At 54.3% G+C, this 13,605-nt stretch carries 13 protein-coding genes and 1 riboswitch; of the genes, 5 read left to right on the top strand and 8 right to left on the bottom strand.

The window, feature by feature from the left end:
• Positions 1-201: 201 nt before the first annotated feature.
• The 8 genes from NSU01_RS02235 to NSU01_RS02200 all read right to left on the bottom strand — a co-directional run bounded on the left by NSU01_RS02235 (position 202) and on the right by NSU01_RS02200 (position 7,194).
• Positions 202-567, bottom strand: a complete 366-nt coding sequence (locus tag NSU01_RS02235; RefSeq protein WP_039299548.1) for a metalloregulator ArsR/SmtB family transcription factor — start codon at positions 565-567, stop codon at positions 202-204.
• A gap of 217 nt (positions 568-784) precedes the next feature.
• Positions 785-1,522, bottom strand: coding sequence for an ABC transporter permease (locus tag NSU01_RS02230; RefSeq protein WP_042133074.1), 738 nt, complete (start codon positions 1,520-1,522; stop codon positions 785-787).
• 2 nt (positions 1,523-1,524) lie between these two features.
• Positions 1,525-2,241, bottom strand: a complete 717-nt coding sequence (locus NSU01_RS02225; protein WP_076243554.1) for an ABC transporter permease — start codon at positions 2,239-2,241, stop codon at positions 1,525-1,527.
• A complete protein-coding gene (locus NSU01_RS02220) occupies positions 2,238-3,149 on the bottom strand; it encodes an ABC transporter ATP-binding protein (protein WP_042133070.1) in 912 nt (303 codons plus the stop codon). The genes NSU01_RS02225 and NSU01_RS02220 overlap by 4 nt, the downstream gene beginning before the upstream one ends.
• 70 nt (positions 3,150-3,219) lie before the next feature.
• Entirely contained in the window at positions 3,220-4,653 is a 1,434-nt protein-coding gene (locus NSU01_RS02215; RefSeq protein ID WP_076243553.1) for a HAMP domain-containing sensor histidine kinase, read from the bottom strand.
• Complete coding sequence (locus tag NSU01_RS02210; RefSeq protein ID WP_042133066.1) at positions 4,650-5,324, bottom strand: response regulator transcription factor; 675 nt, start codon at positions 5,322-5,324, stop codon at positions 4,650-4,652. The genes NSU01_RS02215 and NSU01_RS02210 overlap by 4 nt, the downstream gene beginning before the upstream one ends.
• Before the next feature lie 97 nt (positions 5,325-5,421).
• Complete coding sequence (locus tag NSU01_RS02205; RefSeq protein WP_076243552.1) at positions 5,422-6,459, bottom strand: EAL domain-containing protein; 1,038 nt, start codon at positions 6,457-6,459, stop codon at positions 5,422-5,424.
• A 297-nt stretch (positions 6,460-6,756) separates the two neighbouring features.
• Positions 6,757-7,194 carry a pyridoxamine 5'-phosphate oxidase family protein gene (locus NSU01_RS02200; protein ID WP_042133062.1) on the bottom strand — a complete coding sequence of 146 codons (438 nt, stop codon included), beginning with the start codon at positions 7,192-7,194 and terminating at the stop codon, positions 6,757-6,759.
• A gap of 162 nt (positions 7,195-7,356) precedes the next feature.
• Here NSU01_RS02200 and NSU01_RS02195 point away from each other — a divergent pair, with 162 nt between their 5' ends.
• The 5 genes from NSU01_RS02195 to NSU01_RS02175 all read left to right on the top strand — a co-directional run bounded on the left by NSU01_RS02195 (position 7,357) and on the right by NSU01_RS02175 (position 13,595).
• Positions 7,357-8,565, top strand: coding sequence for an MFS transporter (locus tag NSU01_RS02195; RefSeq protein ID WP_076243551.1), 1,209 nt, complete (start codon positions 7,357-7,359; stop codon positions 8,563-8,565).
• A 46-nt stretch (positions 8,566-8,611) separates the two neighbouring features.
• Positions 8,612-10,072 (top strand): hypothetical protein, encoded by a 1,461-nt coding sequence (locus tag NSU01_RS02190; protein ID WP_076243550.1) that lies wholly within the window; start codon positions 8,612-8,614, stop codon positions 10,070-10,072.
• A 135-nt stretch (positions 10,073-10,207) separates the two neighbouring features.
• Positions 10,208-10,801 (top strand): sigma-70 family RNA polymerase sigma factor, encoded by a 594-nt coding sequence (locus NSU01_RS02185; protein WP_042133057.1) that lies wholly within the window; start codon positions 10,208-10,210, stop codon positions 10,799-10,801.
• A complete protein-coding gene (locus tag NSU01_RS02180) occupies positions 10,795-12,195 on the top strand; it encodes a hypothetical protein (RefSeq protein ID WP_042133055.1) in 1,401 nt (466 codons plus the stop codon). Before NSU01_RS02185 ends, NSU01_RS02180 begins: the two co-directional genes overlap by 7 nt.
• Positions 12,196-12,267: 72 nt before the next feature.
• Positions 12,268-12,378, top strand: a riboswitch (TPP riboswitch).
• Positions 12,379-12,509: 131 nt separating this feature from the next.
• On the top strand, positions 12,510-13,595 hold the full coding sequence (locus NSU01_RS02175; protein ID WP_076243549.1) for an ABC transporter substrate-binding protein: 1,086 nt from the start codon (positions 12,510-12,512) through the stop codon (positions 13,593-13,595).
• The last annotated feature ends 10 nt before the right edge of the window (positions 13,596-13,605 follow it).

The raw sequence follows: 13,605 nt of genomic DNA, 5'->3' as shown, positions 1-13,605 counted from the left end.
AATCCGCCTGGAAGAGGAAGAATCCTGCATTATGTACAACAATTTTCAATTAGCGCCGTTTTACTGAGCGGAATGTTGTATTTCGTACAGGATTTTAGCTCGAACCAGTTAATTCATTCACCCCGTAATACAAAAAGGGAATGTCCCCGAACAGCCTATTCACAGCTGCCGGGACATTCCCTTGTTCATGTTCAGGGTCATCTATTCATGCCGGATATGCTCATGGGTCTGCAGGAAGATCTGCTCCACATGTGCATCATTCAGCGAGTAAAATACAGTCTTGCCTTCCTTGCGGCGTTTCACAATCCGCAAATTGCGCAAGTAACGGAGCTGGTGGGAAACAGCGGACTGTCCCATATCCAGGATCGACGACAAGTCATGCACACATAACTCTTGTTGGGATAAAGCGTAAATGAGCCGTACTCTGGTCGGATCGCCGAGTGCCTTGAACATCTCCGCCATCTTGTCTGTAGTCCCGCGGTCAGGCAGGATCAATGCCATAGATTCCGGTTCCAGCTCGGAACCATTGCATGTGTTGTCGCATTCTTCAAGTGCCGCTGGCTCCATGCTCTCGCCCTCCTCCATATGCTTATCCGGCTACACCGGGCGTTAATAGTTACTTCTACGATTAATTATAGAAAAAACTGCGGTCAATGTCCATGGAGAGAAATGTAGAACAGGAGAGACAGCACATAACTGGTATAAGCAAAGCAAACTATAAGTTAGAAATATCAGCATACTCACACGCACAAATATTATATCCTACTCCGCAATAACCCGGGCTTTATACCGCTTTACGCCAAAAGAAGAACAAACCCGCTCCCAGGAATAACGCCAGGCTCCCGGACACTACAATCATCAGGCTCTCCACAGGCAGGTTGAACGCGCCGAACCGGTCCTCCCCGAAAGGCGACATGGCAAGCATCGGCTGCACCCATGGATAATACGGCCCGTATGTTGCTGAGTTCGCGATCAGGATATTGGGGATGGTGAAGCAGACATTCAGTGCAAGCGGAGCGCCAAAGCTGCTCCAGCCCTGGGATACGGCCAGCTGCAGCGCAGCCAGCGGCAGGCAGGCGAACCAGCCGCCGAACAGGCTGGTCAGCAACAGTTCCCAGGGAATCGCTCCTTCTGCACCGCGGTACAATCCCATCCCTAGCAGAGCTGCAAGAAACAACAGCTGCACAGCAGCCAGGAGCGCCATAACCATTGTATATTTGGCCAGGTATACCGAGGTCCGTCTAACCGGCAAGGCAAGCAGCAGCTTCCAGCCGCCGTCACTATGCTCATTACGGCAGATCAGAGCCGCAAAGATGCCCGAGAGCACCGGAAGGAATAACATGGCGTGAATAACCGACATGGCACTGAGCAACACCTGCCAGGTGAATACCCCGTCCGGCTGCCGGTCTGCGACAGCCCCGACGGCCAAAGCGATCAGCGGGCTGATCAGCACCAGCAGCCAGACCCAGGACCCCGACATCTTCAGCCGCTCCGCAGACATAATCCGCAAGAATGGTCTCATCTTCAGGCCACATCCTTTCGGGCGAAATGCAGGGCTCCCGGCAGCAGCACTATGACTCCAAGGAGCAGGCCTGCTCCGCTGAATAACCAAGGGTGCTTAGCATTCCAGGCCAGGGAAGGCCAGGATAACGGAATCCACTCGGAGAGGAATACCGAGAACAGGCTGAGCAGCGACAATGTCATACCCAGAGATACAGGAAGCGTCTGGTTACGGCTGGACAAGGACAGCCACAGCTGCAGCACAATGACAGGCATAGCCGCTGCGTAAGAAGCAAATCCTATCCGCAGGACATCCGTATAAGGAATGGGCTGCATACTGAATCCGAGCAGCAGACCCAGGAAGACGGTCCCTGCCGACAGCAGGAGACAAGACACCACAAGCAGCATCAGGCAGATCAGCAGCTTGGACATGAACACAGCCGTACGCGAGACAGGCAACGCCAGCAGCTGCTTCCACGAACTCGTCTGATGCTCGATATTTGCAATCAGCGAGCAGACCAGTGTCCCGCCGAGATACAAGGCTACCGGTACGAAATCGGAGACATTGCGAAGCAGGCCTCCCCACAAATCCGCCTGGTATTGTTCCCGCAGATAATCATAGCGGAGCCCGAAATTCACTCCCTGCATGGCAATCAGGCCGATCGGTCCGAGGAACACCAGGAACCATAAGCCTTTGCCGCGGATCTTGAGCCAGTCCGCCGACAGCGCACGCCACATCATGATTGCCCTCCCCCCACCACCTGCAGGAAGAATTCCTCCAGCGATTGTCTGTGCTCTTCCACTCTGTAGACCGCATGGCCGTCTTCGACCAGCTCTTTGACCAGGAGCGATACTCTGGCATCACTCATCCGGGGCAGGATCAGCCTTCCCTCCTGCAGCTCACCGCCGCACCCGCGCCGCAGTGCAGTCACCAGCGCAGCTTCCGGCTCCGATACCGCCAGGCTCAGATTGCCTGCCGCCTGCTCCTGCAGATGGGCAATCGTATCCTGATAGACCATCTGCCCCTCACGGATAATGCCGACGGTTCCGGCCATTTGCTCGATTTCGCTCAGCAGATGGCTGGATACCAGGACCGTAATTCCCTGCTCTTCCGGCAACCGCTTAATCAGTGAGCGGATTTCCTGAATGCCCGACGGGTCCAGCCCGTTGGTCGGTTCATCCAGAATCAGCAGCTCCGGACTGCCGAGCAGCGCAGCGGCAATGCCCAGCCGCTGCTTCATGCCCAGCGAGAAGCCTTTGACCGGCCGTTTCTCTTCCCCGGTAAGCGAGACAATATCCAGCACCTCGGCAATGCGCGGCTTCGGCACATCCAGAATCCGGCGGATTGCCTCCAGGTTGTCCAGGGCACTCAGATGCCCGTAATAGGAAGGGGACTCCACCAGAGAGCCTACTTTGCGCAGGATTTGCAGTTTGTTCCGGCGCAGCTCCCGGCCAAAAATTTCGATACTGCCGGAGGTCGGCTTAATCAGACCCAGCAGCATACGGATCGTTGTTGTTTTGCCGGCGCCGTTCGGACCGAGGAATCCATAGATTTCCCCTTGTCTGATATTCAGATTCAGTTCCTTCACGGCCGCACGGCCACGGTATTCCTTAAGCAGAGCTCTTGTTTCTATTACTGTATCCTTCATTCTCTTCACCTCGGTATTCAGCATAACGTCCCAAGGTTAAAAGCGCGGAAGCAGCAAGTTTAAATTTTGTTTAAATTTTCCGGTCCGGCAGCCGCTTCCAGATTGTAATCTCGGTGCCCTGCCCCGTACTCTCCATACTCCATTCCAGCTCCATCCGCTTCAGCAGCAGATCAACAATGGACAGGCCAAGGCCCGCTCCTTTGGAATCGGTACTCCCGTCCAGGCCGCCGCCATGGTCCGAGATTACAAGGACACGGTTACCGCCACGGATTTCCGTAAATATCCCTACATACAGACCGCTGCGCGCATGACGCAGAATATTCTGGAACAGGTTATCCAGCACCCTGCGGAACCAGCTGACATCAACATTCCAGTAGAGCGGCGCTGCCTCCAGATCAATCTCAATCTGATACCCCTCCTTCTCCCAGAGCGGATACCAGGCCGCAGCGCTCTCACGCAGCAGTCTAAGCACATCCTTCTGCTCCAGCTGGAGCGTCATCCGTCCGCTGTTCAGCAGATTATAGGCCAGCAGATTGTCAATCAGCCCTCCGAGACTCTCGATCCGCTGATCCATCAGCTCAAGGGATTCCTGGCCGCGAGCCGATAAATCCTCCTTGCCCAGCACATGCAGGTGGCTGCGGATCACGGTGAGCGGAGTCCGCAGATCATGTGACAGGTCGGCAACCAGGCGCTTGCGCAGGCCCTCTTCTTCCGTCTCTCTGGAGCGGCTGGCGGCAAGCTCTGTCACCATCGTATTGAATGCCTCTTCAAGCCGCCCGATTTCATCAGGCTTGCCCGGAATAACCACCTTAGGAAGACCTTCACGTCCGGTAAAAACCATAGCGGTCTGCAGCCGCAGCAGTCTTCTGCGGATCATAATGAAGAAGAACCAGGAGCTGACGACGAAGACGATCAAGAATACCAGCATCGTAATCGAATACCACCTATCCAGCCCTGGGGCATATTTCCCATTCCTGATTTCTTCCGGAATCTGCATGACCATGAAGCCTTCTCCGGCTTCAGCCTGATCCCCTACAAAAGCAACAATCGCCAGTGGTTTAAGCGCCATGCTGTCCTTCATGAAGGATATTGCCTCGACGGCGCCCCAATAAGCAGGGATATCCCGTGCCGCCTGTCCATCCTGCAGCAGCTGAGGACCCGAGGGCTCTGTAACCAGCTGTGTTCTGCCCTCGTTATCTACCCAGAATATTCTGGCCAGATGGTAGGTTTCACTGAGTGTCCGGAGCCGCTGAGTGATACCCTTAGGCGGCTGGTCAAGGAGCCTGCGCGCTTCCTCATGCCACATGATCTCCAGCTTATCGACACTGGAATACAGCGCATACTCCTTGGGAGGCGCTTCATGGGTGAGTCCGCCAAAGATACTGTACAGCATAACAGTCAATGGAACGATAACGGGGATAAACAACAACGCGGCCAAAAGAATGAGCAGATACCGGAAGAGCAGGGAACGGCGCAGAGATTGGAAACGCCCCGCCCTCTTCATCCTCTCACCCGGTAACCGATACCCCTGACCGTCTCAATAATCTCCGGCGCAGCCGGATCAAGCTCCAGCTTCTCGCGCAGATAACGGATATGTACCATAAGTGTCTTGTCGCCTTCAATATAACTCTCTCCCCAGACCGCTTCATAGATCTGCTCCTTGGTCAGAACCTGCCCAAGATGCCGCAGCAGGTAAGAGAAGATCTGGAACTGCTTGCCTGTAAGCATAATCTCCCGCCCGCTCGCAGCTTCCATAACCACACTGCTGCCCGGCCTGACCACCAGATGCTTAAGCATCATGGGAGCAGGTGCAGCAGTGCCGCTTCTTCTTAACAGGACCTCCATTCTGGCTGCCAGCTCATCGGGATGAAACGGCTTGGTCAGATAATCATCGGCGAAATCCAGTCCTTGTAGCTTATCGTCAATGGAGGTGCGTGCAGAGAGCATCAGGATCGGCGTCTCCGGATAGGCCCGCTTCAGCCGTTGACCGACGGTGAACCCGTCAAGTCCCGGCAGCATCACATCCAGTATCACCAGCTGGCAGCCCTCAGCTGCTTCCAGTGCGCCTTCTCCGCTCTCCAGCCAGCGGACAGCATACTCCCGTTCCCGCAGATCCGCAGATACTGCGTTGCCAATCTCACGGTCATCTTCTACATATAGTACTGTAACACCCATGCAGAGCTTCTCCCCTCTCTCCTTCAAATAACATAACAAATCCCCGGAAACAGGCAGTGTTCAAGGCTGCGCTCCGGGGAGAATGGATCTTGCTGATTCAGGCACTGAATCCGAAATGTGCCGGCGGCTTCTCTTCCGGCTTCCCGAAGAGATACCCCTGCCCCAGATCCATGCCGAGGTCACGGCAGAAGAGAAACTCCTCCCGGCGCTCGATTCCCTCGGCGAGCACCTTTGCACCGAAATCCCCTGCCCGGGAGATAATATCCCGCAGAACGTTCTGCTTGTCCTTATTCTGATCGCAGAAGCTGATCAAATCACGGTCGATTTTGACATAATCGGGCTGCAGGCTGGACATCACTTCTACAGTCGAATACCCCGCTCCGACATCATCCAGCGCAACCAGCATACCCTGCTGGCGGTATTCGGCAAAAATGGCGCGGAGATGCGGCATATCGTTTATTTTTTCCGTTTCCACCACTTCAAATACATAATCCTCCGGATTCTGATCCAGCCGCTGAATCGTCTCGAACGTATGCGTGAGACAATACTTGGGATTATAAATAGAGGAGGGCAGGAAGTTAATGAACCGCTTGATGCCCTTCGGCAGCATTCTTGTACTTGTCTCAATGGCTGAAATCCTGGCTGCGCGGTCAAGAAAGGAATGGAATCCTGTACGCCGGGCAATCTCAAACAGCTCATACGGCTGAAAATGATTCCCTTGCGGCAGCGGCCGCAGCAGCATTTCAAAGCCAATGATCTCTTCGGAGAAATTCACAATCGGCTGCATGTGGCTGCAGAAATCATGGCTCATAATAATCGAAACCAGATTCCCGCTGGAAAAGCGGACCTTCAGCTGCTCAAGAGTCAGCCAGCGCTCCAGAGAAATGCGGGCTCCTCTGCCCTTAATACACAAAGACAAGGAGATCTGCTGCTGCTCCTCGAATACCTCCAGCTGTCCTAACAGCTCCAGCAAATCTTCTTTGCAGCGGTAGGGAATGATACAGGTCCTGCTTGTCCCGAATACTTCATATCCTGCATTCCTTACCGCAGCGGCAAGCGGAACAGAATAGGGGCGCAGCTTCAGCTCCCCTTCATCTTCAATCGGGTCTATGTCAGCGCAGTCAACACAATTCATGGCAATCGCCTCCGCCTCAGGATGTCAAAATACTGAGGCAAGTATAGCATGATTTCCCATGTTCCATCTATTATTTACGGACATGCACAAGTGGAAACGCCTTTGCCGTCCTTTTTAAAGGACGGTACCGTTTCAGCGGGAAATAGAAGGATAAGTTGTCGTGTGAAACCTGTAACTTCTTATATTTGCACAACGCGGCAAGGCCCTTCCCGAACCCTAAGGCTCAGGAAAGGCCTGATCATAAACATTACCTCTATTATTATTAATGGACTGGGTCCTTTCAGTACCGCTGCTTACTTACTTGGATACCGCAGCAGCCCCCTGCCATACTCCGTGTTCCTTATTTTTGCCCATATATTCAATCCGTGTCGGGGAGAGCTCCAGGATTACATAATCGGGATCATCCGGTCCCTTGAACCATTGCTCCAAGGAAGTGTTCCATACTTTCGAACGCAAACCCTCATCTTTGGTGACAGCTACTGTAGCCTCAATCTCCAGCACATCCTTGCCGCCGCCCTGCTCGTAACCCAGCAGCAGACAAGCATTCGGATTATCCTTAAGCTCCTCTACCTTATGGGTCTTGCGGTTCGTAGCCAGATAAATGTTCAATCCGTCATGAAATACCGCCATATAACGCACCTTAGGTTTGTTGCCGGCTTCTATCGTGCCGAAGGACCCGAACTTGTTGTCATCCAGCACCTGTATGATCGTTTTCTCCAGCTCTTTGTTATCCATTGACGAGAAAGCTCCTTTCGAATTCATGTGAATATAAGTTTATATATTCACATCCGCAGTTTGGATTTATTATAAAAACTGTGCTTATTATAGTGTACCCGTTCGGTTCATAATGAATCCCGGACTATGTTCATAAATTCACCCAGAAGGAGTCTTCTCCCCTTGAAAAAATTAATCTGGATCGGCTGTCTCTCCTATTTCGTCATCGGCCTTGCCCATGTGGTGCTGGGCTCTATTCTGCCTGTGCTGCTCCAGCATTATGACCGCAGCTACAGTGCCGGGGGCGAGCTGATCTTCAGCCAGTTCGGCGGCTTCCTCGCCGGTGTGCTGGTCTCGCCGCTGCTGAACCGCCGCTTCGGCAAACGCGGCGGCATCCTGATCGCCACCGGGCTGCTGGTCTGCGCCGAAACGGCGTACGCCTTCCTCCCGCCCTGGGGCTGGATGTACGTGATTGCGGTTGCCGCAGGCTTCGGCTTCGGCATGATCGAAGCCGTCATCGGCACGATTATTATCGCCGCGATCACCGAAGGGACGGCAATTGCCATGAGCCGGCTGGAGGTGCTGTTCGGTGTAGGCGCGCTGCTCATGCCACTGGCCGCAAGTCCGCTGATTGCCGCCGGCAGCTGGAGGCTGGCTTTTCTGATCGTTGCCGCCTTTTCTCTGGTTTCACTGCTCTTCTGGGCGAAGAGCAGCTTCGGTCCGCTCCAGCATGTGCTGGATGAGCAGCCGTCTGGCCCTGCCGCTGCCGCGGCCCCCGCAGACGCAACAGCAACCGCAACAGTACCCGCCGCCGGCAAATCCGGACGTCTGCCTTACAAGGGTAAACAGTGGGTATTGCTTGGCCTGTTCATCGTCTTCTTCTTTCTCTATGTAGGTACCGAGATGAGTCTGGTCAATTTCATGCCGGCGATCTTCATCGCCAAGCTCGGCATGAGCGAAGCGGCGGCAGCGCTGACGGTCACCTTCTTCTGGCTGGCTATGTCGGCGGGCAGACTATTCGCCGGTGTGGTTGCCGAGCGGATTTCCTACCGCATCTATGTGCTCATCAGTTGCTTCGCCGCTCTGCTGCTGCTGGTTATTTTCCCGTTCGCAGAGCACCGGATTGCCGCATTCACCGTCATTCTGCTGCTCGGGCTGTTCATGTCCGGCATCTTCTCCATCGCCCTGGTCTTCGCAAGCAAGCTGCTGCCCGGTGCGGAGGAATCCACGCCAAGCATCATGATCGCCTCGGGCGGAATCGGCGGCGCGGTGCTGCCGCTGCTGACCGGCTGGTCCATGGATCATATGCAGGTGGCCCAGACATCGGGGCTTCTGGCCGCTTTTGCCGCCGTATTATTCCTGCTTAGCGTGGCCGCCTGGAAAATCGGGTAATATAGCAACGAGATTAATATCCTGTGAATAAGGACGGAACCCCTATATGGCTGAGCTGCACTCCGAGAGACCCGAACCCACACTGCATACTGCATTACTGCAATTCATTTTCCCCTTCTCCATCAAGGCCGGGCAGGACAAAGAGCTGATCGGGCGTCTGCAGCAGGGCGGATTTACGCGTTTTTTTCTTGATAACAAGGATCTTGAGCATGCTTATTACGGGGAGGGCTACTGCGTGTCTCATGAGAAAATGGAGCGCAGCTACCTGCCGTTTGCCGCTCATGTTCTCTTTCCGCGTGAGAAGGATGCTGATTCCTTCCGCCGCTTTTCCCGGGTGAACAATCTGCAGTGCCAGCTTGAAATGCCGTTTCAATCCGTGAATTTCCGCGTGCTGTCCACGGATGTGTTCCTGTGCCCGTTTGAGCTGGGCTTCCTGACTGTACGAGTAGCCATAGAGGAGGAGCACCTCACCTACAGCACTGCGCTGGAATTCGCTGACCGCTTCCGTACGCTGGAGGATGTGTCTTATCAGGATAAACAGACTTATATCCATTGTCATAAGAAGTCTTTCGGTCAAGTGGAGGATTTCGTGTTCAAGAATCTGGTTGCCGGGCTGGAGCCGTTTCTCGACCCTGCGGAGATCGATGGTGCGTATTTCGAGACTTTGCCTTTTTTCGTGGACGAACGGATGCTGGTCCAGGCTTTCTACGGCTTCAACCGCGGGGAAGAATCGGATGAGATCAGTATCGAGCTGCGCTACCGTGCCTCCCAGCTGGATGGGCTGAATATGGAGGGTAAACCTTATACCAGTGCCAGCGATCCCGAATATATCGAACAGTATACCTCTGAGCATTGCTACAGCCGTTGGGGGCCGGACACCTATTATATGACCAATGAGCAGACCTTCTGCTGCCTGAGCCGGGCCGAAACTGACATCGCCACCCAACTGATTAACCAGATGTACGGGGAGTATTATTACGGGCTGCTGCTGAGTATTTTTCATAAAATCGTGCTGTTGAAGCTGGCCAATCTGCATTCCCGGCTGCGCATCAACCACGATTATGACGAGATCGAGAATCTGATCTTCCTGATTAATAAGTTCTCGGCCAAATTCTACTTTCTGGAGCTGATTTCGCAGTCGCAGGGACGGGAGATCTTCTTCCAGCTGCGCAAGGTTTACGGCAACGACGCCCTGTTCGATGAAGTGAAGATGACCTTGAATGACCTGTTCCAGTATCAGGATAAATTTCAGGCCAAACGCCGGGATACGCTGCTGATGGTCCTGACTGTATTTACGGTAATAAGCGGGATTTACGGGATGAATCAGGTCATTGAGGACTTGAAGGCACCCATCGATTGGAGCAAAATGCTGGAGTACTCTGGGTTTGAGTACCTGGCGCTGTTCCTCACCTTCTCCGGGATCGCAGTCAGTCTGGGCCTGACGCTGAGGGAGGCGTGGAACGGATTACGAAGCCGCCGTAAGAAGCGGTTCTATGATAAGGATTGAGGGGCTGCCGGTGACGGCGGCTTTTTTTATTATTCACTTCACAAATCTTCTGAGTGATCTTCCCGCAGGCATGCGTAGTAATACATATACGACTTATTAGTGGGTAACTCATGAAAAGAAATGCCGGAGGTTCCTATGACGCGTAATGATCATGACAGCCTGGACTGGCCCGGCCGGTTCAGAACTAAAGATAAGCAAGCTCTCGCGGATGCCATCGACTTCTACGGACCCGATGTGCACAGACTGGTCCGGCGTATTCTGGCCGGCTGCGGGAGTGCAGAGGATGCCGAGGAATGTGTCAGCGATGTGTTTCTGGCGGCCTGGAACAATATCGGACGTTACGACCCGTCACGCGCTTCCTTCCGCACCTGGATATTCCTGCTCGCAAAATACAAGGCGCTGGATCTGAGGCGTAAATTGCAGCCGGGACTTGGCAGGACGCTGAACGAAGCAGCACTTAACATGCAGAGCGGGACCAACACCGAACAGGAATTTCTACAACGTGAGGCAACGGGGGAATTGCTCCGCTATATCGGGCAGCTCCGTGAACCGGACCGCAGCCTGTTTCTGCGCAGGTATTACCTATACGAGAGTCTGGATGAACTGGCTGCGGCCTTTGGCTTCAGTAAAAAAGCTGTCGAGAGCCGTCTGTACCGCTGCCGGACAATGCTGAAGCAGGCTATACATCTGACTGGCGAAGATGGAAAGGGGGAACTCGGGTCATGGTAAAGGATATGAACAGCGGCGAGAAAAGCATATTTGATCAGCTCGATCTTCTGGAATTCAGCGAGGCTGAACTTGCACTGGACGGATTACTGTCGGAGCCTGAGTCAAGCCCCGTACCCGGGTCTAAAGAAGAGATTGCTTCGCTTGAGCGGATCAAGAGCCGTACCCTCGACCTTATTCAGACTGAACCGGCGCCTGAACTGCCTGCTGCTGTCCGCAAGCCGCGGCGGCGGGCAGCTATTGGAGCGGCGGCGGCCGCGATCCTTATGGCCGCAGGCCTGCTGGCGTTCTCCCCTGACGTCCAGGCAGGTCTAAAGCAAGCCCTTAGCTTCCTGCCCGGCTTCGGTACGGTTCTGGAGAGCAGCCCGGGCAGTCAGCTTTATGTTCTGGAGAAGCCCTACACTGCTTCCATAGGCAAGGGAAAGCTGACAGTCAATGCCGTACTTCTGCAGGAGAACAGCGGGACCATTACGCTGCGTGGACAGCAGACTCCCGTCATTACTGAATTTCAGGCAGACATTGGAGGGGACCGTTATACCTTTACTTCCAATATGCGGTCTTCTGCATCCGGAGACTGGTATGCAAGCTACAGTGCTGCACTTCCCGGAAATTTGGAGCTTGAAACCGCTGAACCGGTTACTCTGTATATCAATGCAGCAGCAGTCGGGCCACTGGTGCTTCAAGCACCGGTGACCGCCGATGATCTGCAGCATTTAGGTGCAAGCGATGTGCACCAGGATGTGCGGATTACGGCTTTTCCGGTTCGTCTGGATGACGGACTTGTCCGCGTTGAATTAGTTCCGGCCCTTTCAGATTCGTTCTCTGCCGTCCATTCTTATTCATTGGAGCCGCTGGTATCCTGGAATGGCCTGTATGTCGAGAATGCAGAGGGAGTCAAAGCAAAGGTTGAACCTCCTTCAACCATGGTCTACCCGTCGGAGTTCTCGTTCCGGGAATTGGCATCAGCTGAAGAACAGTCTTACAGGGTCGTCATCCCTTACATCGAAATAGCGGAACGAAAGGCACTCTCCCGGGAGGTCGTTCTGCCGCTGCCCGCCAGCGGGGAGAGTGCGCCCCTTCATATTACCGCTGAAATTGCCGGTTTCCCGGTAGAATTCACCCGCATTGAACGCAGCAGCGAAACGGCTGTCAGTGTAGATGTGGATGTGAAATTTGACCCGGGAGCGGCAAAGTCACTGACGCATTTCTTCATCCGCTATCCGGGTTCTGGGGACAAATATTCATACGGCTGGCAGGATACCGAGACATTCCCAAGAATCTTGAAGACTCTTCTTCTGGATGCAGAGCCCGGCGCGGATACGCTGCGTTTTAGAATGTCGGAGCCTCTATTCCTGCTCAAAGGCCCCTGGATTCTGCCGCTAAAGCTTGAAGATTAGGACGGGGAGACTGGACAACCGCAAGAGCGGCGTCTATAATACACCGTAAGAACATAGCAATACCCGTGAACTTCATAGAACCAGGGGTGCTGGAATTGGCCGGCTGAGATTGTATCCCACAAGATACTGACCCTTATACCTGATCTGGATAATGCCAGCGTAGGAATCTTCATTCAACCCCGAGCCCCTTCATGGGCCTGAAGTTGAACTCACCTTGCGCAAGTAACTGGCGTCCCGGTCTCCGGGGCGCTTTTTGGTATGGGTTACTCTGAATTTTGGAAGACTAGGGATTGCTGGAAGGAGAGAGAAGAGAAATGGGAGTCAAAAAAGTATTACCGCTGCTGCTCAGCTCTATGCTTGTGCTCGTGATGGCCGGATGCGGCAACGGGAACGTCAACCCGGGCAGCAATGCCGGAGGCAGCACACCTGCCGCCGGGAACAGCACCGCTGCACCTGAAGCAACCGCAGCCGCCAGTACCACCGACGCGCCTAAAGAATTGACCCCGGTTAAGATTGCGCTGGACTGGACGCCGAACACGAATCACACCGGCCTGTATACCGCCAAGGAGCTGGGATATTACGCGGAGGAAGGTCTTGACGTGGAGATCGTGCAGCCGGGTGCTGCCGGATCTGACGCCATGGTTACTTCCGGTGAAGCCCAGTTTGGCATCAGTGCACAGGAGGCGCTCACCCTGGCCCGCCTGCAGGATGTGCCGCTCGTCTCCATCGCCGCTATCATTCAGCATAATACCTCCGGCTTTGCCGCTCCGAAGGACCGCAACATTAAGACGCCGAAAGACTTCGAAGGCAAAACCTACGGAGGCTGGGGCTCTCCAGCGGAAGAAGCAGCTATGAAAGCCATCATGGACCCCGATGGCGGAGACGTCTCCAAAGTGAAATTGGTGAATATCGGCGAAGCTGACTTCTTCACTGCGGTGAAACGCGATATCGACTTTGCCTGGATCTTCTACGCCTGGACCGGGATCGAAGCCGAGCTGCGCGGCGAGCCGCTGGATATGCTGTACCTGAAGGATTATGCGCCGCAGCTGGATTACTACACACCGGTGCTGACCACCAGTGAGAAGGAAATCGCCGAGCATCCGGAAGTGGTGAAGGCTTTCCTCAAAGCTACGTCGAAAGGTTACCAATACGCGATCGACCATCCGGAAGAAGCGGCCACGGTCCTGTCTGATGCCGTGCCTGATCTTGATCCCGAGCTGGTGCTGGCCAGCCAGAAATGGCTCAGCCCGAAATACAAGGACGATGCCGCCCGCTGGGGTGAGCAGAAGCTAGAAATCTGGCAGAATTATGCCGAGTGGATGTACGGCCTGAAGCTGCTGGACAAACCGCTCGATGCCGCAAGTACATTTACGAATGAATTTTTGCCGGAAGGCCCATAAACACCGGTTG

Origin of the sequence: Paenibacillus sp. FSL H8-0259 (genome assembly GCF_037963255.1) — a bacterium.
GTDB lineage: Bacteria > Bacillota > Bacilli > Paenibacillales > Paenibacillaceae > Paenibacillus_AQ > Paenibacillus_AQ phytohabitans.
Note: the sequence above shows the minus strand (reverse complement) of the source record. Positions and strands in the feature narration are given on the sequence as shown.